The organism is Sphingomonas sp. CROZ-RG-20F-R02-07 (assembly GCF_022662335.1).
In the GTDB taxonomy this organism is placed as follows: domain Bacteria; phylum Pseudomonadota; class Alphaproteobacteria; order Sphingomonadales; family Sphingomonadaceae; genus Sphingomonas.
Window position 1 is genome coordinate 221,371 of the sequence record NZ_JAKNQJ010000005.1, and the last position, 25,533, is coordinate 246,903.

The window sequence follows — 25,533 nt, forward strand, 5'->3', positions numbered from 1 at the left end:
CGTCATCCTCACCGTTCATAGGCCTTGGGCAGCGCGGCTTCGCTCGCGTTGCGGTACCGGTCGCGCAGCGCGCTCTGGCGCGATCGCATCGGCTGCGGCCGGCCGTCGATCCAGATCGCGACGGGCGCCGACGACAGTTCGAGCGGATCGCCGTCCCACAGCACCACGTCCGCGCGGCGGCCGGGGCGGAGCGAACCGATGCTGCCGTCCATCCCCAGCGCCTGCGCGGGCCGGGACGTGATCGTCGCGAACGCCTGCCCCCAGTCGAGCCCCGTGGCACCCGGGATCCGGCCGAAGCCGACGAGGTTGCCGGCATATTGGGCGAGGACATGCTCGCCGGGCGCGGTGTTGGCGCCCAGCGTCGAGATCGCCACGGGCACGCCCGCGCGCGTCATCCGGCCGACGTTCGATTCGGTCGCGGCGAGCTTTTCGAACGCGGCGGGCAGATCCTCCAGCGCGCCCGCGATCACCGGCACGCGCGCCTCGGCGATCTGGCGCGCCACCATCCACCCTTCGCTGGCGCCCACCAGCACGAGGCGGATCCTGGGATAGTCGTGCGGCAGCGCCAGCACGGCGAGGATGTCGCTGGCGCGCTCGACATGGACGAGCAGCGGCACGCGCCCGTCGATCACGCCCAGCAACGCCTCGGCATCGCCGCGCTTCAGCAGCGAATCCTTCTCGCGACCGCCAAACGTCGCCGGGCTGCGGCGATAATCCACGGCCTGGGCGAGCGCGTCGCGGAACATCGCGAAGGCGGCCGGGCGGCTGCCCCCCGCCGTTCGCGCGCCGCCTTCGCCCAGCTCGACATATTGGAAAGCGCGCGCGCGCGTCACCGGCGGCGCGCCGTCGCCCAGATCGATCACCGCGCCTTGCCCTGCAAAGATCGATCCCCCCGCATCGGGCGCGACGATCGCGCGGGTGATGCCGCCCAGCCGCTCGTCGCCGATCGGTTCGGCCTGCGGGTTGATCCACGGGGCGATGTCGATCCCGGCGGCAAAGGGCGAGCGGCCGGCGCGGCTGTCGTTGCTTTCCTCGATGCCCTCGGCATCGACGAGCCCCAGATTGCTGAAGCCGGCGATCATGCCCGCCGCGATCCACTTGCCGTGCGCGTCCACCACGGTGGCGCCGGCGGGCACGGCGACGTTCGCACCCGCCGCGACGACCGCGCCGTCGCGAAACACGACGGTGCCGTTCGGAATCGGCTGCGATCCGTCGCCGACCGCCAGCGTGCCGCCGACGATCGCGACGGTTTGTCCACCCCGCAAAGCATCGCTTTGCAGGGACCCCGTCTGCGCGGCGGCGGGGGCCGCGACCAGCGCGGCACAGGCGAGGAGCAGGGCCTTCACTTCACGTCTCCCGAACCCGGCTGGCCCAATTCGAAATCCGATACCGGCCGGCGATGCGGATCGTTCGCATCGTAGAGCAGCGCGCCGTCCACCCACACTTTTTCGGGCCGGGTATAGACGCTGAACGGATCGCCGTTCCACAGCACCACGTCCGCCATCTTGCCGGGCTTCAGGCTGCCCGTCCGGTCGGCGATGCCGAGCGCCTTGGCCGGATTGTACGACAGCCACTCCCATGCCACCGCATCGGGGATCGCGATCCCCGCGTGACGGCCCGCCGAGAGTGCCTTGGCCACCTCCTGGTTCAGCCGCTGGATGCCGTTCTCGTCGTCCGAATGGATCATCGCGCAGGTGCCGGCCTGTTGCAGCAGCGCCAGATTCTCGCGGATGCCGTCGAAGCTCTCCATCTTGAAGCCATACCAGTCGGACCAGACCGCGGCGCACACGCCGTTCGCCTTCAACAGGTCCGCGACCTTATAGGCCTCGACCGCGTGGTGGAACGCGGCGACGTGATAGCCGAACTCCTTCGACATATCGATCACGTTGGCCATTTCGTCGGCGCGGTAGCAATGATTCTGCACGCGGATCTCGCCGTCGAGCACGCCGCGCAGCGTGTCCATCGCGATGTCGCGCGTCGGCGCCTCGCCGCCGTCCTTTTCGTACTTGTCCCATTTGCGGCGATATTCGACCGCCTTCGCCCAGGTGGCGCGGTCGACCGCGATGTTGCCCATCCGCGTCGAGGGCTCGCGCCCCTTGGAGCCATAGACGCGCTTGGGATTTTCGCCGCACGCCATCTTGAGGCCGTAGGGCGCGCCGGGGAACTTCATTCCCTGCACGGTGCGCGCATAGACGTTCTTGAGCACCACCGAGCGGCCGCCGAACAGATTGGCCGAGCCCGGCAGGATCTCCAGCGTCGTCACGCCGCCATTGGCCAGCGCGCGGCCGAAGCCCGGATCCTGCGGCCACACGCTGTGTTCGGCCCAGACGTCGGCGGTGACGGGCGAGGTCGCCTCGTTGCCGTCCGAATTGGCCTGCACCGCGGGGCTCGGATAATCGCCCAGATGGCTGTGGACATCGATGATGCCGGGCGTGACCCATTTGCCCGCGCCGTCGATCACGGTCGCGCCGGCGGGCGCGTCGAGCGTCTGCCCGATTGCGACGACCTTGCCGTCGGCGAACAGCACCGCGCCGTGATCGATCCGGCCGCCCTCGCCGTCATAGACGGTCACGTCGCGGACGAGCGTGGGCACGCCGGGATAGGGGCGGTAGGTGGAGGGGTAGGGGTCGTGCGAATAGCCATGGCCCTTGCCGGGGCCGGAGCCCGGTGCGGGTTTGTCCGATGCCGTCTTCACCGGTGTCGGCTGGCCGCAGCCGATCAGCGCCAGGGCCGTCAGCGAACCCACCCATGTTCGCGCCGCGCTTCGCAACTTCATTCCCGTCCCCCATCTGTTGACTCAGTGTAGGGGGACGCGGTCGCGCCGCACAAGCTCTCCCGTCGCGACATCCGCTGATATTCCGGTAGGAAATCAGCGGATGTCCGGGCGGATCACGCCACGGTCAGGCTCAGCTTGCCGTCGCCCTCGTCGACATGGACGGTGGCGCCGTCCTTCACGTCGCCGCGCAGGATCAGGTCGGCGAGCGGATCCTGAAGGTGGCGCTGCACCGCGCGGCGCAAGGGGCGTGCGCCATAGACCGGATCATAGCCGACCCGCCCGAGCCACGCGCGTGCGGCGTCGGTCAGGTCGAGCGTGATCTTGCGATCCGCCAGCAGCTTGCCGACGCGCGCCACCTGAAGGTCCACGATCGGCGCCATCTCGCCCATGCCCAGCCGGTGGAACAGGATGATCTCGTCCAGCCGGTTCAGGAATTCGGGGCGGAAATGGCCGCGCACCACCTCCATCACCTGCGGCTCGACGGTGGCGACGTCCTCGCCATCGCCCAGATTCGCCAGATATTGCGAGCCCAGGTTCGACGTCAGGATGATGAGCGTGTTGGTGAAATCCACCGTCCGCCCCTGGCCGTCGGTCAGCCGCCCGTCGTCGAGGACTTGCAGCAGCACGTTGAACACGTCGCCATGCGCCTTCTCCACCTCGTCGAACAGCACCACCTGATAGGGGCGGCGGCGCACGGCCTCGGTCAGCACGCCGCCCTCTTCATAGCCGACATAGCCCGGCGGCGCGCCGATCAGCCGCGCGACCGCGTGCTTCTCCATGAACTCGCTCATGTCGATGCGCACCATCGCGTTCGGATCGTCGAACAGGAATTCGGCGAGCGCCTTGGTCAGCTCGGTCTTGCCGACGCCGGTGGGGCCGAGGAACAGGAAGCTGCCGAGCGGGCGGTTGGGATCCTGTAGCCCCGCGCGCGCGCGGCGCACCGCGGTGGAGACCGCGCGCACCGCATGCGCCTGCCCGATCACGCGCTTGCCGATGATCGCCTCCATCGCGAGCAGCTTGTCGCGCTCGCCCTGGAGCATGCGGTCGACTGGAATGCCCGTCCAGCGCGACACCACCGCGGCGATGTCGTCGGCGGTCACCTCCTCGCGCAGCATCGCGCCTTCGGTCTCGCCCTGCGCCGCCTCGACCTGGCGGACCAGCGCGGGGATCGTACCGTAGGACAGCTCGCCCGCGCGCGCGAGATCGCCGGAACGCTGCGCCTGTTCGAGCTCGAGCCGTGCCGCGTCGAGCTGCTCCTTCAGCTTCGCGCTGGCGCCGATCTTGTCCTTCTCGCCCTGCCAGCGCGTCGTCAGCTCGGCGGATTGCTGCTCCAGATTGGCGAGCTCGCGCTCCAGATTGGCCAGCCGGTCAACCGAGGCGGCGTCGGTCTCGCGCTTCAGCGCCTCGCGCTCGATCTTGAGCTGGATGATGCGGCGGTCGAGGTTCTCGATCTCCTCGGGCTTGCTCTCCACCTCCATGCGGATGCGGCTGGCGGCCTCGTCCATCAGGTCGATCGCCTTGTCGGGCAGGAAGCGATCGGTGATGTAGCGGTTCGACAGGGTGGACGCCGCGACGATCGCACCGTCGGTGATGCGCACGCCGTGGTGCAGCTCGTAGCGATCCTTCAGCCCGCGCAGGATCGAGATCGTGTCCTCGACCGTGGGTTCGCCGACCATCACCGGCTGGAAGCGGCGCTGGAGCGCGGGATCCTTCTCGACATATTTGCGATATTCGTCGAGCGTGGTCGCGCCGACGCAGTGAAGCTCGCCGCGCGCGAGCGCGGGCTTCAGCAGGTTGCCCGCATCCATCGCGCCCTCGGATTTGCCCGCGCCGATGAGCTGGTGCATCTCGTCGATGAAGAGGACGATGTCGCCCTCGGCCGCCTTCACCTCGTCGAGCACGCCCTTCAGCCGCTCCTCGAACTCGCCACGATATTTGGCACCGGCGATAAGGGCGCCCATGTCGAGCGCCATCAGCTTGCGATTCTTGAGCGTGTCGGGGACGTCGCCGTTGGCGATGCGCAGTGCCAGGCCCTCGGCGATGGCGGTCTTGCCGACGCCGGGTTCGCCGATCAGCGCGGGGTTGTTCTTGGTGCGGCGTGCGAGGATCTGGATGGTGCGGCGGATCTCCTCGTCGCGGCCGATCACCGGGTCGAGCTTGCCGTCGCGTGCCGCCTGCGTCAGGTCGCGCGCGAATTTCTTCAGCGCGTCGTAGCGGTCCTCGGCCGACGCGGTGTCCGCGGTGCGGCCGCCGCGCAGGTCGTTGATCGCGGTGTTGAGCGCCTCGGGGGTCACGCCCGCCGCCTTCAGCGCCTTGCCCGCCGCGGTGTTCAGCGACAGCGCCAGCGCGACGAGCAGCCGCTCGACGGTCACGAAGCTGTCGCCTGCCTTTTTCGCAATCTCCTCGGCCTGGTCGAGCACGCGGACCGCATCATTGTCGATCCCCGGCGTCTGTTGCGCGCCGCCGCCCGACACCTGCGGAATCTTCGCCAGCGCGAGATCGGTTTCGGAAAGCGCGCGGCTCGCGTCGCCGCCCGCCTTGGCGATCAGCCCAGACGCCATGCCCTCCTCGTCCTCGAGCAGGCTCTTGAGGATATGTTCGGGGGCGATGCGCTGGTGGTTCATGCGGATCGCGACGGTCTGCGCCGATTGGAGAAAGCCCTTGGCGCGGTCGGTGAATTTATCGAGGTTCATGGGTGATCCCTGTCTGACTTGGCGCGAAGATGGTGTGATATTTTGGCCACACAAGGGGTGGCCGCCATACGATGCAGGTTATACAGCGCGCATCATGGTGCCCATGATCCTTCCCGTCGCCGTGCTGCCGGCCGCCGCACCCTGGCTCGACCTGATCGCGCTCGCGGTGTTCGCCGCATCGGGGGCGCTGGCGGCGGCCAAGCGCGCGCAGACGCTCGTCACGCTCGCCTTCTTCGCGCTGGTGACGGGGGTGGGTGGGGGCACGGTGCGTGACCTGCTGATCGGCGCGCCGGTGTTCTGGGTGCACGATGCGCGCGCCGCGGCGGTGTGCCTGGGCGTGGCGCTGGTGATCTGGACGACGCCCGAGCGCTGGTGGCGCGGTGCGGCGCTCGACTGGTTCGATGCGGTCGGGCTGGCCGCCTATGCGGTGTATGGCGCGGCCAAGGCGCTGAACTACGGCGTGCCGCCGGTGCCCGCCGCGCTGATGGGGGTCATCACCGCCTGTGTCGGCGGGATCATCCGCGACGTGCTGGCGGGCGAACCCTCGATCCTGATGCGCCCCGAACTCTATGTCACCGCCGCAGCGCTGGCGGCGGCCGCCTATGTCGCGCTGGAGCGGCTGGGCATGCCGCCCGCCTGGGCCGCCGTCGCCGCGGCGAGCGCGGGCTTCACCCTGCGCGCCGCGGCGATGCGCTTCCACTGGGGCCTGCCGGCCTATCGCGGGCGGCGCTAGCGCCCGCCTCCCTCAGAGCCCGACCCGGGCCAGCACGAGGTTCAGCAGCGTCGCGTCGTCGGCGTCGCGCGCGCTGGGGCCGAGGCCGCCGCATTCGAGGCAGCGCGCCTGGATCGAGCCGGTCGAGACCAGCCGCTTCGCATCGCCCAGCGCGCGCGCCAGCGTGGCGCGCTGATCGGCGGCGGCGCGGCCGAACAGGTCGTCCGAACCGCGGCTCGCATCGCCGTCGTCGTCGCGGTCGGCGATCGAGCGCGCGAGCTTGGCGGCCCAGCCCGGCTGCTTTTCCAGATATTCGGCATGGACCTTGGCCGGATCGAGCTTCGCGCGCCGCGCCGCCTCGGCGATCGCGTCGGACAGCGTGCCGAACCGGTCGACCAGCCCCAGCTGCCGCGCGGTGCCGCCGTCCCACACCCGGCCCTGGCCGATTGCGTCGACCCGCGCGGGCGTCAGGTGGCGCGCCTGCGCGACGCGGCCGACGAACTGGCGATAGCCGTTCTCGATCCCCGCCTGAAGGATCGAATCGAGCACCGGCGTGGTGCCCGCATAGATGTCGGGCTGGCCCGACAACGCGGTGGTCTTCACCCCGTCCGCGGTGACGCCCACCTTGGCGAGCGTCTTCTCGAAGGTGGGGATGATGCCGAAGATCCCGATCGATCCGGTGATCGTGGAGGGTTCGGCGAAGATCATGTCGGCCGCGGTCGACACCCAATAGCCGCCCGATGCGGCGAGACCGCCCATCGACACCACCACCGGCAGGCCCTTGGCCTTGGCTACCATCACCGCACGGCGGATCTGTTCGGAGGCGAGCACCGATCCGCCCGGCGAATCGACGCGCAGCACCAGCGCCTTCAGGTCCTTGGTCGCCAGCCCGTCGAGCAGCGCCTTTTCGATCGTGTCGCCGGCTGCGGTGCCGGGGCCCGCCTTGCCGTCGACGATGTCGCCCGCCACCGTCACCACGCCGATCGCGTCGCCGTCGGTCGAGAGCGGGTGCGCCTCCACCCAATTGTCGTAAGGGATGGTGCGGAACGCGCCGGCGGGCTTGCCGGTGTCGACGCCCGCGATCTGCGCGACGCGCGTGCCGAAGCTGGTGCGATCGCCCAGCCGGTCGACGATCCCCGCGGCCAGGTTCGCCCGGGCGATGTCGCCACCCGCGGCAAGGATCGGCTTGTCGGGGCTGGCGAGGAAGCTTGCCACCTGCGCCTTGGGCCGCGCCTTGCCGACCGCCTCGCGCCACTGCGCGAACAGCGTGCCGTACAGCGCCTGGCTCGCCGCGCGCGCCTCGGGGCTCTGGTCGGCGCGGGTATAGGGCTCGACGAACGACTTGAACTTGCCGACGCGGTAGACGTGCACGTCGACGCCCAGCTTGTCGATCAGCCCCTTGTAATAGAGCTGGCTGCCGCCCGGCCCGGTGAACAGCGTGCCGCCCATCGGGTTCATCCACACCTCGGAGGCGTTGGCGGCGAGGCGGTAGCCTGCATCGGTATAGCCGGTGGCATAGGCGAGCACGGGCTTGCCGCTGGCGCGCACCCGGCCGATCGCGTCGGCCACCTCGTTCAGCGCGGCGGGATAGCCGCCGCCGAAGGATTCGAGATCGAGCACCACCAGCTTCACGCGCGCATCGTCCTTCGCCGCGTCGATCGCGCGGACGAGATCGCGCAGGCGGAACTGCTTGGGGCTGCCCTGTCCGCTCAGCGAGGCGAAGGCGGCGGGCGTGGCGGGCTGTTCGACGATCGTGCCGTCGAGCTTCAGCAGCAGCGCGCCATCCTTGATCGCGGTGTTGGGCCGCGCGTTCAGCCCGGCGAAGATCAGGCCGAAGAACAGCAGCATCGCGATCAGGACGAGCCCGTCCTTGATGCCCACCAGCAATTTCCATGCGCCGCGCACGAGCTTCATGGGGGCCTTGTCCTTTCACGGGCGACGCGCGGCAGCCCGCGGTCGGTTCGGCCCTGCATAGCGTGCGGTGTGGCGATGGGGCAACATCGTTGGGGGCTCGTCCCTTACCCCCTTGTTCCCCGGCGGAGGCCGGGGCCCAGTTGGGTGAAGTTCGGTGATGACGCACAGCCGTTCGCCCAACTGGACCCCGGCCTCCGCCAGGGAGCGGGAGGGGAAAGGCTACCAAGTCCCCGATCGCACCCCTGTCCTCCGCCCCCGCCACCCGCTAGGGCGCTCGCATGCACGCGCCAGCCTCTCCGTCGCCGGCCGTTCCGCCTCCCGCCGCCGCCCGCGCCGAATGGCGGCCGCTGCTCGCCCTGGCGGGGCCGCTGGTCGGGGCGAACCTGTTGCAGATGGCGGTCTATTCGGTCGACGTGGTGTTCGTCGCACGGCTTGGCACCGCCGAACTCGCTGCGGCCACGCTCGGCGTGTTCGTGTTCAGCCTGATCCTCTGGACGCTGATCGGCCTGGCCACCGCCTGCGCGCCGCTGATCGCCGCCGAACTGGGCGCGCGCCGCCATGCGGTGCGCGAGGTGCGGCGCTCGTTCCGGATGGCGATGTGGCTGGCGGTCGTCACCGCCGTGCCGGCGATGGCGCTGCTGGCGAACGGCGCCGCGCTGCTGCGGCTGGCGGGGCAGGATCCGCAGGTGGCGGCGCGGGCGGGGGCGTTCATGGCCGTCCTGCTCGTCGCGCTGCTGCCCGCCATCGCCGCCGCGGTGATGCGCACCGTCGCGGCGGCGCTCGGTCGGCCGGGCTGGGCGCTGGGCGTCACCGCGCTGGCGCTGGGCGTGGGGCTGCTCGGCAACTGGCTGCTGGTGTTCGGCCATGCCGGCTTTCCCGCGCTCGGCTTGGAAGGCTCCGCCATCGCGAGCGTGGTGACGAGCGTGGTGACGATGATCGCCTATGCCGCGATCCTGCGCTTCGACCGGCGGCTGCGCCGCTACCGCCTGTTCGGCCGCTGGTGGCGCCCCGAATGGCCGCGGCTGCGGCAGATCGTCGCGCTGGGCCTGCCGATCGCGCTGACGCTGACGCTGGAGGCCGGGCTGTTCGGCGGGGCGGCGATCCTGATGGGGCTGATCGGCGTAACCGAGGTGGCCGCGCACGCGATCGCGCTCAACATCGCCGCGATCGCGTTCCAGGTGCCGCTGGGCATGGCGCAGGCCGCCACGATCCGCGTGGGGTTGGCCTATGGCGCGCGCGACCGGCGCTGGATCGCGCGCGCGGGGAGCACCGCGATCCTGATCGGCACCGGCTTCATGACGCTGACGGCGGTGTCGATTTGGACGATGCCGCGGCTGTTCATCGGCATCTATCTGGACGTCGATGCCCCCGCGAATGCGCGCGTCGTCGCGCTGGCGGTGCGCTATCTCGCGGTGGCGGCGATGTTTCAGCTGTTCGACGGCGCGCAGGCGGTCACCGCGGGGGCGCTGCGGGGCCTGCAGGATACGCGCTGGCCCATGCTGATCGCCGCATTCGGCTATTGGGTGATCGGCTTCGGCACCGCGGTGCTGCTTGGCTTTCGTGCCGGGTGGCAGGGGGTCGGCATCTGGGCCGGGCTGGCCGCCGGGCTGGCCGCGGTATCGATGATGCTGGTGTGGCGCTGGGCGGCGCGCGAACGGCTCGGCCTGCTCGCGGCTCCGGTGGACTGACGGGCGCGATTTTTGTTCCATCGGGCGTTGACGGTGCCACGGGGCGCCCACATATGGCGGGCGTTGGCACTCGCACCCCGTGAGTGCCAGAAATCTGTAACATCACCTGAAGAGGGACCACAGCAATGAACTTTCGTCCGTTGCACGACCGTGTCCTCGTCCGCCGTGTCGAGGCGGAAGAGAAGACGGCCGGCGGGATCATCATCCCCGACACCGCCAAGGAAAAGCCGCAGGAAGGCGAAGTCGTCGCCGCCGGCACCGGCGCCCGCAGCGAGTCGGGCGACGTCCACCCGCTCGAGGTGAAGGCCGGCGACCGCGTGCTGTTCGGCAAATGGTCCGGCACCGAGGTGAAGGTCGATGGCGAGGACCTCCTCATCATGAAGGAATCCGACATCCTGGGGATCGTCGGCTGAATTCTGGCCCGTTGAATGGCGGAAGTGGAAACGGCGCGAGCGCCTCCACTTCCTCCACTTCGTAATTTTCGAACTCACATCTGAAAGGTAGCCAGCATGGCAGCCAAGGACGTAAAATTTTCGCGTGACGCACGCGAGCGCATCCTGCGCGGCGTGGACATCCTCGCCGACGCGGTGAAGGTGACGCTTGGGCCGAAGGGCCGCAACGTCGTGATCGACAAGAGCTTCGGCGCACCCCGGATCACCAAGGACGGCGTCACCGTCGCCAAGGAGATCGAGCTGAAGGACAAGTTCGAGAACATGGGCGCGCAGATGCTGCGCGAAGTGGCCTCGAAGACCAACGACAATGCCGGCGACGGCACGACCACCGCGACCGTGCTCGCCCAGGCGATCGTGCGCGAGGGCATGAAGTCGGTTGCGGCCGGCATGAACCCGATGGACCTGAAGCGCGGCATCGACCTCGCCGTCATCAAGGTGATCGAGGACGTGAAGGCGCGTTCGAAGCCCGTGTCGGGCACGCAGGAAATCGCTCAGGTCGGCGTGATCTCCGCCAATGGCGACACCGTCGTCGGCGAGAAGATCGCCGAGGCGATGGAGAAGGTCGGCAAGGAAGGCGTCATCACCGTCGAAGAGGCCAAGGGTCTCGAATTCGAGCTGGACGTCGTCGAGGGCATGCAGTTCGACCGCGGCTATCTGTCGCCATACTTCATCACCAACCCCGAGAAGATGACCGTCGAGCTCCAGGATCCGTTCATCCTGATCCACGAGAAGAAGCTCAGCAACCTGCAGGCGATGCTTCCGATCCTGGAAGCCGTCGTCCAGACCGGTCGTCCGCTGCTCATCATCGCCGAGGACATCGAGGGCGAGGCGCTCGCCACGCTCGTGGTGAACAAGCTGCGCGGCGGCCTGAAGGTCGCAGCGGTCAAGGCACCCGGCTTCGGCGATCGTCGCAAGGCGATGCTCGAGGATATCGCGATCCTGACCAAGGGCGAGATGATCTCCGAGGATCTGGGCATCAAGCTCGAGACCGTGACGACCGCGATGCTCGGCACCGCCAAGCGCGTGACGATCGACAAGGACAACACCATCATCGTCGATGGTGCGGGTGACGCCGACTCGATCAAGGGCCGCACCGAGGCGATCCGCCAGCAGATCGAGAACACCACCAGCGACTATGACAAGGAGAAGCTCCAGGAGCGTCTCGCCAAGCTCGCCGGCGGCGTTGCGGTCATCAAGGTCGGTGGCGCATCCGAGGTCGAGGTGAAGGAGCGCAAGGACCGCGTCGACGACGCACTCCACGCGACCCGCGCCGCGGTCGAAGAGGGCATCGTTCCCGGTGGTGGTACGGCGCTGCTGTACGCGACCAAGGCGCTCGAAGGCATGACCGGCGCGAACGACGACCAGACGCGCGGTATCGACATCGTCCGCAAGTCGCTGACGACGCTGGTCCGCCAGATCGCGACCAACGCCGGTCACGACGGTGCGGTGGTTTCGGGCAAGCTGCTCGAGGGCAACGATCCGACGATGGGCTTCAACGCCCAGACCGACACGTACGAGAACCTGGTCCAGGCCGGCGTGATCGACCCGACCAAGGTCGTGCGCACCGCGCTCCAGAATGCGGCATCGGTCGCCGGCCTGCTCATCACGACCGAAGCGGCCGTGAGCGAGCTGCCCGAGGACAAGCCCGCCATGCCCATGGGCGGCGGTGGCGGCATGGGCGGCATGGGCGGCATGGACTTCTGATCCGAAGGGCGGCCGTGGCCTGCTGGCCACGGACTCGCCCGAGGACGGACCTACGCCGACATATCACCAAGACGAAGGGCCGGGGGGCAACTCCCGGCCCTTTGTTTGTTGGAACGATCGGCGTATATCGCGGGCATGGCGACCGACCCGCATTACCGGCTGCTGACGGCCGAGGAATTTCTCCGGATCGATTTCGGCCCCGATATGAAGGCCGAACTCGACAATGGCGTCATCCAGATGATGGCCGGCGGCACGCGCAGCCATGCCCGGGTGCAGGGCAATCTCTTCGTCGCGCTCGGCAATGCGCTGCGCGGCTCGGGCTGTCGCCCTTATGGATCGGACATGGCGGTGCGCACGCATGACCGCTCGGTGCGCTACCCCGATCTGACGATCGACCGCGGCGCGCCCGGCGATCGCCCCGACGATCTTACCTTGTCCGATCCCCGCGTGGTGATCGAGATCCTGTCGCCGTCCACCCGCCGATCGGACATGTCGGTGAAGAAGGACGAATATCGGGCGATCGGGTCGGTCGACACCATCGCCTTTATCGATCCGGAAGCCGAAACCCTGTCGGTGCACCAGCGTATCGAGAATGGCTGGACGGAAACGCTGTTCTCGGATTCGCTCGATCTCGCGCTTCCGTCACTGGGCCTGAACATCCCTCGCGGCGAAATCTTCGCCGACGATTGATCGACGCCGCGTCACTTCATCGCGGCGATGATCTTCTTGACCTCCTGGCTGCGGCCGCGTGGCAGAATCAGAATGTCGTTGCCGCTCGCGACCACGATCAGGTCGGACACGCCGACCATCGCGATCCGCCCGCCGTCGCTGCGCACCAGGCAATTGCGCGTATCGATCGCGAGCACGTCGCCGCGGTGCGCGTTGCCGTCGCCATCGGTATCGCTGATCGCGTGCAGCGCATCCCAGCTACCGACATCGCTCCATCCCATGGCGACCGGCACCACCGCCACGCGCTCGGCCTTCTCCATCACCGCATAATCGATCGAGTCGTCGGGTGAGCGGGCGAAGGCTTCGGCGTCGGGGAAAACGCGCATGCCCTCGCGCCTCGCCCCGGCCATCGCTTCCCGCGTCGCCGCCAGCATCTCGGGCGCGAAGGTGGCGAGCGCGTCGAGATAGGCGTCGGCCCGGAACAGGAAGATGCCGCCGTTCCAGGCATGGTCGCCGCTTGCCAGCATCGCCTCGGCCTTGTCGAGCGGCGGCTTTTCGACGAAGCGTGCCACCCGGTGGACGCCGTCGGCCACCGCCTCGCCGATCTTGATCCAGCCATAGCCCGTCTCGGGCGCATCGGGCGCGATGCCGAAGGTGACGAGCCAGCCATCGGCCACCAGCGGCCGCGCCGCCGCGATCGCGGCATGGAAGGCGTCGATGTCGGCGATGACGTGATCGGAGGGCATGATGAGCAGCGGCGCATCGCCGCCCCCTGCGGCGATCGCGGCCAGCGCGATCGCCGGCGCGGTGTTGCGGCCGGCGGGTTCGAGGATCACCGCCTGCGGCTCGGCGTCGGCCTGATCGAGCTGTTCTTCGACCATGTCGGCGTGCCGCGCATTGGCCACCACGATCGGCGCGGCGAACCCATCGCCGGTCGCGCGGCCGGCGGTAAGCTGGAGCATCGTCGCCTCGGCCGTCAGCGCGAGCATCTGCTTGGGCATTTCCGGCCGCGACATCGGCCAGAGACGGGTGCCCGACCCGCCGGACAGAATCACGGGAATGATCGGCGTGGCAGTCATGTATCCTCCTGTTGTGCCCGCCCTATAGAGCCGGCCCACCAGGAGCAAACGTGCGACCGCACGAAGCTATCCGGCGGCATCCTCAACCTTTTATTCGCCATTTACGGTTAAGCGCGAGTACGTGTCGGATTTGCTTACACCTCCAGTCAGCAGGATGGCGCGACCATGATCCGGGTGTTCAAGCATTATGTGCCGCAAGCGGTGCTGCTGTTGGGCTTGGTCGATGCGGTGCTGCTGATGGCGGCGGCCGAAGCCGGCTGGGTGGTACGCGCGCACCAGATCGGCATGAGCGCGGGCCCGATCGTCGAACGCATCCCGCAGATCGTGGTGTTTGCCGCCGCGCTTCAGATCGCGCTGGTCGCGGTGGGCGCCTATACCGCGGCATCGTTCCTGTCGCTCCGCTTCGCGGCGGCGCGGCTGGCGGTGGCGGTGTCGCTCGGCGTCATCTTCCTCTCGCTGATCTTCTTCCTGGTGCCGACGCTGACCTTCTGGCGATCGAACCTGCTCTATGCGATGGTGATCGCGACCGTCTCGCTGGTGGTGGTGCGCGCTCTGCTGGGGCGGGCGCTGGGTGGCGAGACGTTCAAGCGGCGCATCGTGGTGCTCGGCGCCGGTGCGCGCGCGGCACAGATCCGCGACCTCGCCGCTAAGCCCGGCGCCAATTTCATCGTCGCCGGGTTCGTCGCGATGAGCGAGGGCGCACCCGCCGTCAGCGACGCGGTCCCGCGCGCAGCGATTCCCAATCTGTCGGCGCATGTCGTCGATGCGCGCGCCACCGAGATCGTGCTCGCGCTGGAGGAACGCCGCAACGCGCTGCCGCTGAAGGACCTGCTCCGCGTGAAGACGACCGGCGTCGCCGTGTCCGATATCTCGAGCTTCCTCGAAAGCGAGACGGGGCGGATCGACCTGAACAGCGTCAACCCGTCCTGGCTGATCTTCTCGGACGGTTTCGCGAGCGGGCGGATGCTGTCGAGCATCGCCAAGCGCGCATTCGACATCGTCGCGAGCCTCGTGTTGCTGATCCTCACCTTGCCGATCGTCCTGCTGACGGCGGTGGCGATCCGGATCGAGTCGCGCGGCCCCGTCTTCTACCGGCAGCGCCGCGTCGGGCTGTACAGCCAAGGCTTCGACATCGTGAAGCTCCGGTCGATGCGTCAGGACGCGGAAGTGGCGGGGCAGGCGGTGTGGGCGGCCGAGCAGGATCCGCGCGTCACCCGGATCGGCCGCATCATCCGCAAGGTGCGGATCGACGAGCTGCCGCAGACCTGGGCCGTGCTGAAAGGCGAGATGAGCTTCGTCGGCCCCCGTCCCGAGCGGCCGCAATTCGTCGAGCAGCTCGAGCAGCAGCTACCCTATTATGCGGAGCGGCATATGGTGAAGCCGGGCATCACCGGTTGGGCGCAGATCAACTATCCCTATGGCGCATCGGTCGAGGATGCGCGGCACAAGCTCGAATACGACCTGTATTATGCGAAGAATTACTCGCCCTTTCTCGATCTGCTGATCCTCCTCCAGACGCTGCGCGTGGTGCTCTGGCCGAGCGGCGCGCGATGATCGCGCAGTTGATCCTGTGGAGCCATGCGCTCGCCGCGCTCGTTTTCGGCACGCTGGCCATTGCGCAGCTCGCGCAATCGCAGGGGCGATGGGTGAGGCGCGCGTTCGTCACCGCGCTGTTCGCCACCGCCTTCTGGGCGCTGGCGGTGGCGGGGATCGGCGCCTGGGATTTCAGCACGCAATTGGTGGAGGCGATCCGCGATCTCACCTGGCTGGGGGCGCTCTATCTGCTCGTCCGGCGCGACCGGCTCGGCACGCGTCCGCTCGCCAGCCTGTATGTGGCGATCGTAACGCTGACGACGATCGGCGCGGCACTGGCCGCGATCGCCGCCGCGCCGATCGGGCCCACCGCGCTCGCCGCGGTCGTCGACGCCAGGCTGTTGCTGCGGATGATGGCGGCCGTGGGCGCGCTGGTGCTCGTCCACCAGCTCAACGACGCAGCGCGTGCCGCGGCGCGCAGCGGCGTGCAGGTGGCGACGATGGCGCTCGGCATCATGTGGAGCGTCGACGTGCTGCTGCTGGTGGCGCTCTACGCACGCGTCGATCCCGGCCTGCTCGTCATCCTGCGCGGCGCGGCGATGATCGGCGTCGGGCTGATGCTGGCGGTCGCCACCGAGCATCCGGGCGACGGCCGTTTCGCCGTGTCGCGAACGGCGGCGGTGCGGACGCTCTCCGGCGTGGCGGCGATCGCCTATGTCGGCATCACGATCGTGCTCACCACGCTGGCGGAGCGGGTGGCGGGCGCGCAGGCGCGGATCGTGCAGACCGCCATCGTGCTGGGGGCGGCGGTGGCGCTCCTCACCCTGTTGTCCACCCCCTGGCTGCGGGCGTGGCTGCGCGTGAAGCTCGCCAAGCATTTGTTTCGCCATCGCTACGACTATCGCGTCGAGTGGCAGCGCTTCACGGCGACGCTGGGCCGGCCGGGCGTCGGCGCCGGACTGGACGAGCGCGTCGTCAAGGCGATTGCCGATCTGGTCGATGCCCCCGCCGGCCTGCTGCTGGTGCCGGACGGCGGCGCCCTGGGAGCGGGAGCGGCCTGGAATTGGGACGCGAGCGGCGGCGTCGATGACGCCTATGCGCGGCATCTGGCCACGGGGCGGATCATCGAGATCGACGCGGTGCGCGCGGGCAAGGGGGCGGCGGACGCCGAGGGCCTGCCGCGCTGGATGATCGTGCGCGTGGATGCCTGGGCGATCGTGCCGCTGCTGCATCTCGGATCGCTGGTGGGCGCGATCCTGCTCGCCCGGCCGCCGGTTGACCGCACGCTTGACTGGGAGGATTTCGATCTGCTCCGCGTCGCCGGGCCGCAGGCGGCGAGCTATCTCGCCGAGCAGCGCGCGCAGGCCGATCTGGCGGATGCGCAGCGCTTCGACGAGTTCAACCGCCGCTTCGCCTTCATCCTGCACGACGTGAAGAATCTGGTGAGCCAATTGACCCTCGTGGCGCGCAACGCCGAACGCCATGCCGACAACCCCGATTTCCGCGCCGATATGGTGGCGACGCTGCAGGATTCGGCCGGCCGCATGAACGCGCTGCTCGCGCGGCTGTCGCAGCATCATGCGCCGCCGCAGGAATCGCGCGCGCCCGTCGACGTGGCCGCCATCGCCGCGCGGATCGCGGCGCGCACGCGCACCCACCCGATCCTGTATCATGGCGAAGGTGCCCCGCTCGCGCTGGCGCAGCCCGGCCGGCTCGAACAGGTGCTCGGCCACCTGATCCAGAACGCCTGCGAGGCGAGCGCGCCGGGTAGCCCGGTGACCGTCACCGCCGCGCAGGACGGCCATGGCATCGCCATCGGCGTCGAGGATGGCGGCTGCGGCATGACGCCGGGCTTTGTCCGCGACGAGCTGTTCCGCCCCTTCGTCTCGTCCAAGCCGGGCGGCTTCGGAGTCGGCGCGTTCGAGGCCAAGCAGCTCGTCCACGCCATGGGCGGCACGATGACGGTGACCAGCCATCCGGGCGAGGGCAGTTGCTTCCGCATCGTCCTGCCCGCCGCGCCTGCGATGGAGGTCGCCGCATGACCAGCCCGATCCTGCCGAAACTCCTGATCGTCGAGGACGATGCGGGCCTCCAGCGCCAGTTGCGCTGGGCCTATGAAGGTTATGAGGTCGTCACCGCGGGCGATCGTGCCGAGGCGCTGGCGGCGATGCGCCTCCACGAACCCGCAGTCGTGACGCTGGATCTCGGCCTGCCGCCCGATCCCGACGGCACCGCCGAGGGGTTCGCGACCCTGGCCGACATCCTCGCGCTCGCGCCGGCGACCAAGGTGATCGTGGCATCGGGGCATGGCGCCCGCGCGAGCGCGCTTCAGGCGATCGCCGACGGGGCCTGGGATTTCTACGCCAAGCCGATCGACATCGACGCGCTGGGGCGGATCGTCGCGCGCGCCTTCCACGTCCATGCGCTGGAGGCGGAGAACCGGCGGCTCACCGCGCGGCTCGGCAGCGGCGGCTTTGGCGGGCTGATCGCCGCCTCGCCCGAAATGGCGGCGGTGACCCGCACGCTGGAGCGCGTCGCGCCCGCCGACGTATCGGTGATGCTGCTAGGGGCGAGCGGGACAGGCAAGGAACTGCTCGCGCGCGGCCTGCACGATGCGTCGCCGCGCGCGCGCGGACGCTTCGTCGCGATCAACTGCGCGGCGATCCCCGAGACGCTGCTCGAAAGCGAGCTGTTCGGTCACGAGAAGGGCGCGTTCACCGGAGCGGTGAAGACGACCGAGGGCAAGATCGAGCAGGCGCATGGCGGCACGCTGTTCCTCGACGAGATCGGCGATGTGCCGCTGCCGCTGCAGGTAAAGCTGCTGCGATTTCTGCAGGAGCGCTCGATCGAGCGGATCGGCGGCCGTAAGGCGATCCCGATCGACACGCGGATCGTGTGCGCGACGCACCAGGATGTCGACGCGATGGTCGCGGCCGGCAGCTTTCGCGAGGACCTTTATTACCGGCTGGCCGAGATCGTCGTGCGCATCCCGGCGCTCGCCGAACGATCGGGCGATGCCGCGCTGCTGGCCCGCGTGTTCGTGGCGCGCCACGCCGCGGCGATGAAGCGGCCGGTGACCGGGCTGTCCGCCGATGCCCGCGCCGCGATCGACGGCTGGGCGTGGCCCGGCAACGTGCGCGAGCTCGAAAATCGGGTGAAACGCGCGGTCATCATGGCGGACGGCAAGCATGTGACCGCCGCCGATCTCGATTTGGCCGACAAGGCGGCGGGCGACGATTCGATCGTCAACCTGCGTGCCGCCCGCGAAAGCGCGGACCGGCGCGCGATCGCCCGCGCGCTCGCCCGCGCCGACGGCAATATTTCCGGTGCCTCGCGGCTGCTCGGCATCAGCCGACCGACGCTTTACGACCTCCTGAAGAGCTACGATCTCCATGGCTGACGCGACCTATCCGCTGTTGCAGCGCCGCCGCCGCGGCCCGACCGTCCCCCGCATCCGGATCGGCCGGCGCGTGCGGCTTTTCGCCGTGCTGGCCCTGTGCCTGGTCGCGGTGCTCGGCGCGATCGTGGCGGTGGAGCGCCAGCCCCCTCCCGGTGCGCTGCGCGCGCTCGCGGATGCCCGCGCGACGCTGGAGGCGGGCAATTACAGCGCGGCGCGCAACCATGCGCTGGATGCCGTGCGTGCCGAGCCGCGATCGGGGATCGCGCATGCGGTGCTCGCGCGCGCCTATCTTCAGCTCGGCGAGGGGCTGGCGGCGGAGGGAGAGCTGACGCGCGCGCGCGATGCCGGGCTGCCGGCCGATCGCACGCACCAGTTGCTCGCCGAGGCGCGGCTGCTTCAGGGAGACGTGCCGGGCGCGCTGGCCGAGGCGGCGAAGGCGCCGCCGCGCTACGCCGCCTATGCCATGCGCATCGCCGCGCGGGCGATGGCGGCCAAGGGCGACCGCGTCGGCGCGCAGGCGGCGATCGGCCGCGTGCTCGACGCCGATCCGCGCGATGCCGCCGCCTGGACCGATCTCGGCCGCATCCGTCTCGATGCCGGCGAGGTGGGCGGCGCGGCCGATGCCGCCGCGCGTGCCGCGGCGCTGGCGCCGCGCGAGCCCGCCGCGCTGACGCTTCAGGGCGAGATCGTGCGCAAACGCTATGGTCCGGTCGCGGCGCTGCCCTGGTTCGACGCAGCGGTCGCGCGCGACGCCTATTACCATCCCGCGCTGATCGAGCGCGCTGCGACGCTCGGCGATCTTGGCCGCAACGCCGCGATGCTGGCCGACAGCCGCGCCGCGCTCGCCGCGCGCCCCGGCAGCGCGCAGGCGCTGTATCTCCAGGCGGTGCTCGCGGCGCGTGCGGGCAACAGCGTGCTGGCGCGCAGCCTGCTGACCAAGGCGAATGGCGGGCTCGAAAATCTGCCGGGTGCCCTGCTGCTCGCCGGGTCGCTCGATGCAGCCGAGGGCAAGACCGAACAGGCAATCGAGAAATGGCGCCGGCTCGTGGCGCTCCAGCCGATGAACGTGGTGGCGCGCCGATTGCTGGGCGCGGCACTGCTGCGATCGGGCGATGCCGTGGGTGCGCTGGATACGCTGCGGCCGATCCTGGTGCGGGGCGATGCCGACGGCTATTCGCTCGGCGTGGCGGCGGCGGCGGCGGATGCGACGGGGGATGCGGTGGGCGCGGCCCAGCTTCGCGATCGCGCGCAGACCGGCGCCGTGGCGGCGGCGGCGAGCTTCGCGCCCGCCGATCCGCTGGGCGTGCTGGTGGCAGGCGCCGCCCAGGCGCCGAACGACCCGGCTTACGCGCTGGGATTGATCCGCGGGCGGATCGCGGCGGGCGATCTGGCGGGGGCGTCGCGACAGGCGCGCGCGCTCGTCGTCGCCGCACCGGGTGCGCCGGCCGCGCAGCTCGCCTGGGGCGACGTGCTCGCGGCCGGCGGCCATTATCCGGACGCCGCGACGGCCTATGGCCGCGCCGCCGATCTCGCCTTCGACGAGCCGACGATGCTGCGGCTGGTCGATGCGCTCGGCCGCGCCGGGCGCCAGCGCGATGCGACGACGACGCTCGCGCTCTATCTCTCGCAGAATCCGCAAAGCCTCGTCGCGCGGCGGCTTCAGGGGCATCTCCAGGTCGCCGCGGGGCAGTGGGATGCGGCGATCGACACGCTGGAAGGCGTCCGCCGCACGATCGGCAACCGCGATGCTGCGGTGCTCGCCGATCTCGCGCGCGCCTATGCGGGCAGCGGCGACGGCGCGATCGCGCGCAGCTATGGCCGGGCGGCGCATGCGCTGCGCCCGATGAACGCGGATGCCGCCGACGCCTATGCGGTCGCGCTGGATGCCGCGGGCGACGACGACGGCGCGCGGCAATTGCTCGACGAAGCCGTGGCGCTGGCGCCCGGCGATGCGGTGATCGCCGCGCATCGCCGCCAGCTTGGGGGCTGACGCCGGCGTCGCATCGCCTTACGAACGTCGCATGGATCCCCTGGAGCGCATCGCCGCCGCCCTCGAGCGGCTCTCGCCACCACCGCCGCCGGCGGCCGACCCCTCGGCGCATCCGGTCTATCTCTGGCGGGGCGATACCCTGGCCGCGGCGCGGGGCGCGGGAACGTTGCCGCTCGCGATGCTGCACGGCATCGATCGGCAAAAGGCCGCGCTCGTCGCCAATCTGCGCCGGCTCGCGGCCGGCCATGCCGCGCAGGACGTGCTGCTATGGGGCGCGCGCGGCACGGGCAAATCGGCGCTGGTGAAAAGCGCGGTGGCGGCCGTGCAGGGTGAGGGCGGCGATCTCGCGCTGGTCGAGGTGGCGACGCTCGCCAGCCTGCCGGCGCTCTTCGGGCGCCTGGCCGGCGTGCCGCGGGGCTTCGCGCTGTTCCTCGACGATCTGGGATTCGATGCGCCCGCCGAAGCGCGCACCCTGCGTTCGCTGCTGGAGGGCGGGGCCGAGCCCCGGCCGGCCAATGTCCGCCTGATCGTCACCGCCAACCGCCGGCATCTGGTCGTGCGCGATCTGGCCGAGCAGGACAGCGCGATCAACCCGCGCGATTCGGTCGACGACCAACTGGCCCTTGCCGATCGCTTCGGCCTCAGCCTCGGCTTCCATGTGCTCGACCAGGAGGGCTATCTGACGATCGTCGCCGCCTATGCCGCCGCGCACGGGCTCGACTACGATCCCGACGAGGCGGTGCGCTGGGCGACCCAGCGCGGCAGCCGGTCGGGCCGCGTGGCCTGGCATTATATCGTGGATCTGGCCGGGCGCGCCGGGCGTGCGCTTCACGGCGCAGATGCCGGCTGAAGCGAAATGGTCGGGAAGAGAGGATTCGAACCTCCGGCCCCCGCCTCCCGAAGACGGTGCTCTACCAGGCTGAGCTACTCCCCGACGGAGTCCGGCCGCTCGCCATGGGGCGGGACCGTGCTTGGAGCGGCGCCTATAGCCAGCGTCGCGGGCGGGTGCAAGCGGGCTTGTCGCGGCCGGGCCGTTTCGCTAGCGCGGCGCGGCGACACCAAGGCGATGCGCCCGAGATGACGACCCGCTTCCGGACCTGGCCGTGAACCCGATCGAGGCGCTCGCCGCCGTGCTCGTGATCGCAAACGTGGCGCTGCTCGCGGTGCGCAGCATCTGGAACTATCCGTTCGCGCTCGTCGCGGTGACGATCTACGCGATCGTTTTCGCCCGCGCGCATCTCTACAGCGACATGCTGCTCCAGGGCTTTTTCCTCGTCGTGAACCTGTATGGCTGGGTGCATTGGGCGCGAGGTTGCGCGCAGGCCGGCACGGTGATCGTCGAACGGCTTTCCTGGGCCGCGCGCGGCTATTGGGTGCTGGGCTGCGCAGCGGCGACGCTCGGCTGGGGCCTGCTGATGCACCGGTTCACCGATGCGGCCTATCCGTGGTGGGATGCGTGCGTCGCGATTTGCTCGGTGGCGGCGCAGATGATGCTCGCCCGGCGTGCGATCGAGAATTGGTGGCTGTGGATCGCGGTCGACCTTGCCGCGGTGCCGCTCTATTGCGCCAAGCAGCTCTGGCTCACGGGGGCGTTGTACCTCGTGCTGCTCGTGCTGTCGATCCGGGGGCTGATCGGCTGGCAGGTGGCGCGGGGCCGGCAGGAGCGGGGGGTGTCGGCGTGAAGCTTCGTTCGATCTGTCTTCATGGCCCCGAAAGCACGGGCAAATCGACCATGGCGCCACGGCTCGCCAAGCATTTCGACACGCAGTGCATCGCCGAATTCGGCCGCACCTATTGCGAGACGTTCGGCACCGACCTGACGATGGCGGACCTGATCGTGATCGCCAAGGCGCATGACGCCAAGACCCGGGCCGCGGTCGCGTCGGGCGAGCTTCCGGTGATCTTCGATACCGATCCGCTGATGACGGCGGTGTGGGCGCAGATGCTGTTCGGCCGCCGCGATCCCTGGTTCGATCGCTGGGACAATTATGCCGATCTCTATCTGCTGTTCGACATCGACCTGCCCTGGGTGGAGGACGGCACGCGGATGTTCGGCGCGGCGGCCGACCGCCGGCGCTTCTTCGAACTGTCGCGCGCCGAACTGGAGCGGCGCGGGGTATGCTGGGCGCTGGTCGGCGGCGAGGGGTCGGCGCGGTATCTCCAGGCTTTGCGGGCGATCGAACGGGTGGCGCGCGAGCCGGGCTGAGAGGCTTTGGCATGAGCGCCGCAGAGTGCTAACGGCCGCGCATGACGACAGACCTCGCGCACATCCGCAACTTCTCGATCATCGCGCATATCGATCACGGCAAGTCGACGCTCGCCGACCGGCTGATTCAGCAGACCGGTGGCCTGACCGAGCGCGAGATGTCCGAGCAGGTGCTCGACAACATGGACATCGAGAAGGAACGCGGCATCACGATCAAGGCGCAGACCGTGCGCCTGGCCTACACCGCCAAGGACGGCGAGGCCTATGTGCTGAACCTGATGGACACGCCGGGGCATGTCGATTTCGCCTATGAGGTGAGCCGCAGCCTGGCCGCGTGCGAGGGCGCGCTGCTGGTGGTGGATGCCGCGCAGGGCGTCGAGGCGCAGACGCTCGCCAACGTCTACCAGTCGATCGAGCACGACCATGAGATCGTGCCGGTCATCAACAAGATCGACCTGCCCGCCGCCGAACCCGAAAAGGTGAGGAAGGAGATCGAGGACGTGATCGGCATCGACGCGTCCGAGGCGGTGCTGGCGAGCGCCAAATCGGGGATCGGCATCGCCGACATCCTCGAGGCGATCGTGACGAAGATCCCGCCGCCCAAGGGTGATCCGGCGGCGCCGCTGAAGGCGATGCTGGTCGACAGCTGGTACGATCCGTATCTCGGCGTCGTCATTCTGGTGCGCGTGATGGACGGCGTGCTGAAGAAGGGCCAGCAGATCAAGTTCATGCAAACGGGGACGGTGCACCTCGTCGACCGCGTCGGCTGTTTCCGGCCCAAGATCGAGCAACTGACCGAGCTCGCCACCGGCGAGATGGGCTTCATCACCGCGCAGATCAAAGAGGTGGCGCAGACCCGCGTCGGCGACACGATCACCGATGCCAAGCGTCCGGCGCTCGAGGCGCTGCCCGGCTTCAAGGAGGTGCAGCCGGTGGTGTTCTGCGGGCTGTTCCCGGTGGACGCCAACGACTTCGAGAAGCTGCGCGAGAGCATCTCGAAGCTCAGACTGAACGACGCGTCCTTCTCGTTCGAGATGGAGACGTCGGCGGCGCTGGGCTTCGGCTTTCGCTGCGGGTTCCTGGGGCTGCTCCATCTGGAGATCATCCAGGAGCGGCTGACGCGCGAATACGACCTCGACCTCATCACCACCGCGCCTTCGGTGGTGTACGAGATCGAGCTGGCGCACAACCAGGGCCAGCTCGAGCTGCACAACCCCGCCGACATGCCCGATCCCAACAAGATCGCCAGCATCGCCGAGCCGTGGATCGAGGCGACGATCTACGTGCCCGACGAATATCTCGGCAGCATTCTGAAGCTGTGCCAGGATCGCCGCGGCATCCAGAAGAACCTCACCTATGTCGGCGGCCGCGCGCAGGCGACCTACGAGCTGCCGCTGAACGAAGTGGTGTTCGATTTCTACGATCGGCTGAAATCGCTGTCAAAGGGCTATGCAAGCTTCGACTATCACCAGATCGGCTACCGCGAGGGTGATCTCGTCAAGATGTCGATCCTGGTCAACGACGAGCCGGTCGATGCGCTCAGCATGATCGTCCACCGCGGCACCGCCGAGGTGCGCGGGCGCGGCATGTGCGAGCGGCTGAAGGAGCTGATCCCGCGCCACCTGTTCAAGATCCCGATCCAGGCGGCGATCGGCGGCAAGGTGATCGCGCGCGAGACGATCAGCGCGATGCGCAAGGACGTGACCGCGAAATGCTATGGCGGCGATGCCAGCCGCAAGCGCAAGCTGCTCGACAAGCAGAAGAAGGGCAAGCTGAAGATGCGCGAATATGGCTCGGTCAGCATCCCGCAGGAAGCCTTCATCGCAGCGCTTCGGATGGGTGACGACGCCTGATGGGCGAGGGCGGGGGGGCATGGGCGGACGACGAGGCCGATTTCGCCTGCCGGTGCGAGCCGGTCACTTCGGGTAACGCGTTCGATAACTCCGTTTGCAATGGTGAAGTCGGGAAACGGCACCGGGAACGCGTTTGGGCAATTGCCACCAAGGTTGCCACCGCCATCTAACCGCATTGGATCGGCTTCCCACTATGATGCCCGATCGGGAATGGCGATAAACGATACGGCAGCGTACTGAGCCATCGCCAACAACGCGGACTCGGTAGGATCGTCGTGTCAGAAGCGCCTTTCGGTTTGAATGAAAGAGAGCGGGAGGTCTTGCGGCTGCTAACGCAGGGGCACGACGTGAAGAGTGCTGCCACGTCCTTCGGCTTGTCAGTTCATACGATTAACGAGCGCCTTCGGGAGGCTCGCGCGAAAACGCAGTCAAGCAGCAGCAGAGGTGCGGCGCGGCTCTTGGCCGAGATCGAAGCTTCCAAAAATTTTGTACCCACAAAAACTGGTGTTCCGTTCGTGCCTGCTGCGCCGAAAGGGTCGAGGCCGTCCCACGATGGGGCGACGAAGAGCTCGCGTTTTCCGAGCCGCTGGAGATCCCTAACCATGCTGACAGCGTTCATAGCCGCAGGCGCAATCGCGGGCATTCACCTGGGCACCCCCAATAACCCTGGCGCGATCCGGCCGGAGATGATTCAATGCGCCTGACGGCAGGAGGCGGCAGATGCGTCAGGCGGGATTGTTCGGGTTATCGGATCAGCTGAGGCGTTTGTCGGATTGCGGGGACCCGCTGGAGACGATGGGCCGGGTAGTAGACTTCGAGATATTTCGCCCGGCGCTGGAGAAGGCGCTGGCGTACGGCGACGGG

19 protein-coding genes, 1 tRNA gene and 1 pseudogene are annotated in these 25,533 nt (G+C 69.1%); 15 read left to right on the plus strand and 6 right to left on the minus strand.

Annotated features, from left to right (window positions below; all coding sequences use genetic code 11):
- Positions 1–8: 8 nt before the first annotated feature.
- The 3 genes from L8H00_RS10450 to clpB form a co-directional block, all read right to left on the minus strand.
- On the minus strand, positions 9–1,346 hold the full coding sequence (locus L8H00_RS10450; RefSeq protein ID WP_242097242.1) for an amidohydrolase family protein: 1,338 nt from the start codon (positions 1,344–1,346) through the stop codon (positions 9–11).
- A complete protein-coding gene (locus L8H00_RS10455) occupies positions 1,343–2,776 on the minus strand; it encodes an amidohydrolase (protein WP_242097243.1) in 1,434 nt (477 codons plus the stop codon). Before L8H00_RS10455 ends, L8H00_RS10450 begins: the two co-directional genes overlap by 4 nt.
- Before the next feature lie 113 nt (positions 2,777–2,889).
- A complete protein-coding gene (gene clpB, locus L8H00_RS10460; RefSeq protein WP_242097244.1) occupies positions 2,890–5,469 on the minus strand; it encodes an ATP-dependent chaperone ClpB in 2,580 nt (859 codons plus the stop codon).
- A gap of 103 nt (positions 5,470–5,572) precedes the next feature.
- Between clpB and L8H00_RS10465 the strand changes: the two genes are divergently transcribed.
- Complete coding sequence (locus L8H00_RS10465; protein ID WP_242097245.1) at positions 5,573–6,202, plus strand: TRIC cation channel family protein; 630 nt, start codon at positions 5,573–5,575, stop codon at positions 6,200–6,202.
- A gap of 12 nt (positions 6,203–6,214) precedes the next feature.
- Here L8H00_RS10465 and sppA read toward each other — a convergent pair whose 3' ends face one another.
- Positions 6,215–8,095 (minus strand): signal peptide peptidase SppA, encoded by a 1,881-nt coding sequence (sppA, locus tag L8H00_RS10470; protein WP_242097246.1) that lies wholly within the window; start codon positions 8,093–8,095, stop codon positions 6,215–6,217.
- A gap of 278 nt (positions 8,096–8,373) precedes the next feature.
- On the opposite strand from sppA, the gene L8H00_RS10475 reads away from it, so the two are divergent.
- The 4 genes from L8H00_RS10475 to L8H00_RS10490 all read left to right on the plus strand — a co-directional run bounded on the left by L8H00_RS10475 (position 8,374) and on the right by L8H00_RS10490 (position 12,629).
- Positions 8,374–9,783 (plus strand): MATE family efflux transporter, encoded by a 1,410-nt coding sequence (locus tag L8H00_RS10475; protein WP_242097247.1) that lies wholly within the window; start codon positions 8,374–8,376, stop codon positions 9,781–9,783.
- A gap of 125 nt (positions 9,784–9,908) precedes the next feature.
- Positions 9,909–10,196: a co-chaperone GroES gene (gene groES, locus L8H00_RS10480; RefSeq protein WP_242097248.1), complete on the plus strand. Its 288-nt coding sequence runs from the start codon at positions 9,909–9,911 to the stop codon at positions 10,194–10,196.
- 96 nt (positions 10,197–10,292) lie between these two features.
- The gene (gene groL, locus L8H00_RS10485) at positions 10,293–11,939 is read left to right on the plus strand and encodes a chaperonin GroEL (RefSeq protein ID WP_242097249.1); all 1,647 of its coding nucleotides are present in this window, start codon (positions 10,293–10,295) and stop codon (positions 11,937–11,939) included.
- Between the two features lie 135 nt (positions 11,940–12,074).
- Entirely contained in the window at positions 12,075–12,629 is a 555-nt protein-coding gene (locus L8H00_RS10490) for a Uma2 family endonuclease (RefSeq protein WP_242097250.1), read from the plus strand.
- 11 nt (positions 12,630–12,640) lie between these two features.
- Here L8H00_RS10490 and L8H00_RS10495 read toward each other — a convergent pair whose 3' ends face one another.
- The gene (locus L8H00_RS10495; protein WP_277924371.1) at positions 12,641–13,687 is read right to left on the minus strand and encodes a mannose-1-phosphate guanylyltransferase/mannose-6-phosphate isomerase; all 1,047 of its coding nucleotides are present in this window, start codon (positions 13,685–13,687) and stop codon (positions 12,641–12,643) included.
- 165 nt (positions 13,688–13,852) lie between these two features.
- On the opposite strand from L8H00_RS10495, the gene L8H00_RS10500 reads away from it, so the two are divergent.
- From L8H00_RS10500 to L8H00_RS10520, 5 genes are read left to right on the plus strand one after another with little or no spacing between them, the layout of a single operon-like run.
- Positions 13,853–15,241, plus strand: coding sequence for a TIGR03013 family XrtA/PEP-CTERM system glycosyltransferase (locus L8H00_RS10500; RefSeq protein ID WP_242097251.1), 1,389 nt, complete (start codon positions 13,853–13,855; stop codon positions 15,239–15,241).
- Complete coding sequence (gene prsK / locus L8H00_RS10505; protein WP_242097252.1) at positions 15,238–17,262, plus strand: XrtA/PEP-CTERM system histidine kinase PrsK; 2,025 nt, start codon at positions 15,238–15,240, stop codon at positions 17,260–17,262. Before L8H00_RS10500 ends, prsK begins: the two co-directional genes overlap by 4 nt.
- Positions 17,259–18,620, plus strand: a complete 1,362-nt coding sequence (gene prsR, locus L8H00_RS10510; RefSeq protein ID WP_242097253.1) for a PEP-CTERM-box response regulator transcription factor — start codon at positions 17,259–17,261, stop codon at positions 18,618–18,620. The genes prsK and prsR overlap by 4 nt, the downstream gene beginning before the upstream one ends.
- Positions 18,613–20,610 carry a tetratricopeptide repeat protein gene (locus L8H00_RS10515; protein ID WP_242097254.1) on the plus strand — a complete coding sequence of 666 codons (1,998 nt, stop codon included), beginning with the start codon at positions 18,613–18,615 and terminating at the stop codon, positions 20,608–20,610. Before prsR ends, L8H00_RS10515 begins: the two co-directional genes overlap by 8 nt.
- Before the next feature lie 31 nt (positions 20,611–20,641).
- On the plus strand, positions 20,642–21,460 hold the full coding sequence (locus tag L8H00_RS10520; protein ID WP_242097255.1) for a DUF815 domain-containing protein: 819 nt from the start codon (positions 20,642–20,644) through the stop codon (positions 21,458–21,460).
- A 7-nt stretch (positions 21,461–21,467) separates the two neighbouring features.
- On the opposite strand, the gene L8H00_RS10525 is transcribed toward L8H00_RS10520, so the two are convergent.
- Positions 21,468–21,544: transfer RNA gene (locus L8H00_RS10525), tRNA-Pro, on the minus strand.
- A 169-nt stretch (positions 21,545–21,713) separates the two neighbouring features.
- Between L8H00_RS10525 and pnuC the strand changes: the two genes are divergently transcribed.
- From pnuC to L8H00_RS10550, 5 genes and pseudogenes are all read left to right on the plus strand, one after another.
- Positions 21,714–22,292: a nicotinamide riboside transporter PnuC gene (pnuC, locus tag L8H00_RS10530; protein WP_242097256.1), complete on the plus strand. Its 579-nt coding sequence runs from the start codon at positions 21,714–21,716 to the stop codon at positions 22,290–22,292.
- A complete protein-coding gene (locus L8H00_RS10535) occupies positions 22,289–22,816 on the plus strand; it encodes an AAA family ATPase (protein ID WP_242097257.1) in 528 nt (175 codons plus the stop codon). The genes pnuC and L8H00_RS10535 overlap by 4 nt, the downstream gene beginning before the upstream one ends.
- A 41-nt stretch (positions 22,817–22,857) precedes the next feature.
- The gene (gene lepA, locus L8H00_RS10540; RefSeq protein WP_242097258.1) at positions 22,858–24,669 is read left to right on the plus strand and encodes a translation elongation factor 4; all 1,812 of its coding nucleotides are present in this window, start codon (positions 22,858–22,860) and stop codon (positions 24,667–24,669) included.
- 275 nt (positions 24,670–24,944) lie between these two features.
- Positions 24,945–25,373: a LuxR C-terminal-related transcriptional regulator gene (locus L8H00_RS10545; protein ID WP_347340723.1), complete on the plus strand. Its 429-nt coding sequence runs from the start codon at positions 24,945–24,947 to the stop codon at positions 25,371–25,373.
- 16 nt (positions 25,374–25,389) lie between these two features.
- Positions 25,390–25,533, plus strand: a pseudogene (locus L8H00_RS10550) (IS5/IS1182 family transposase); the annotation flags it as partial.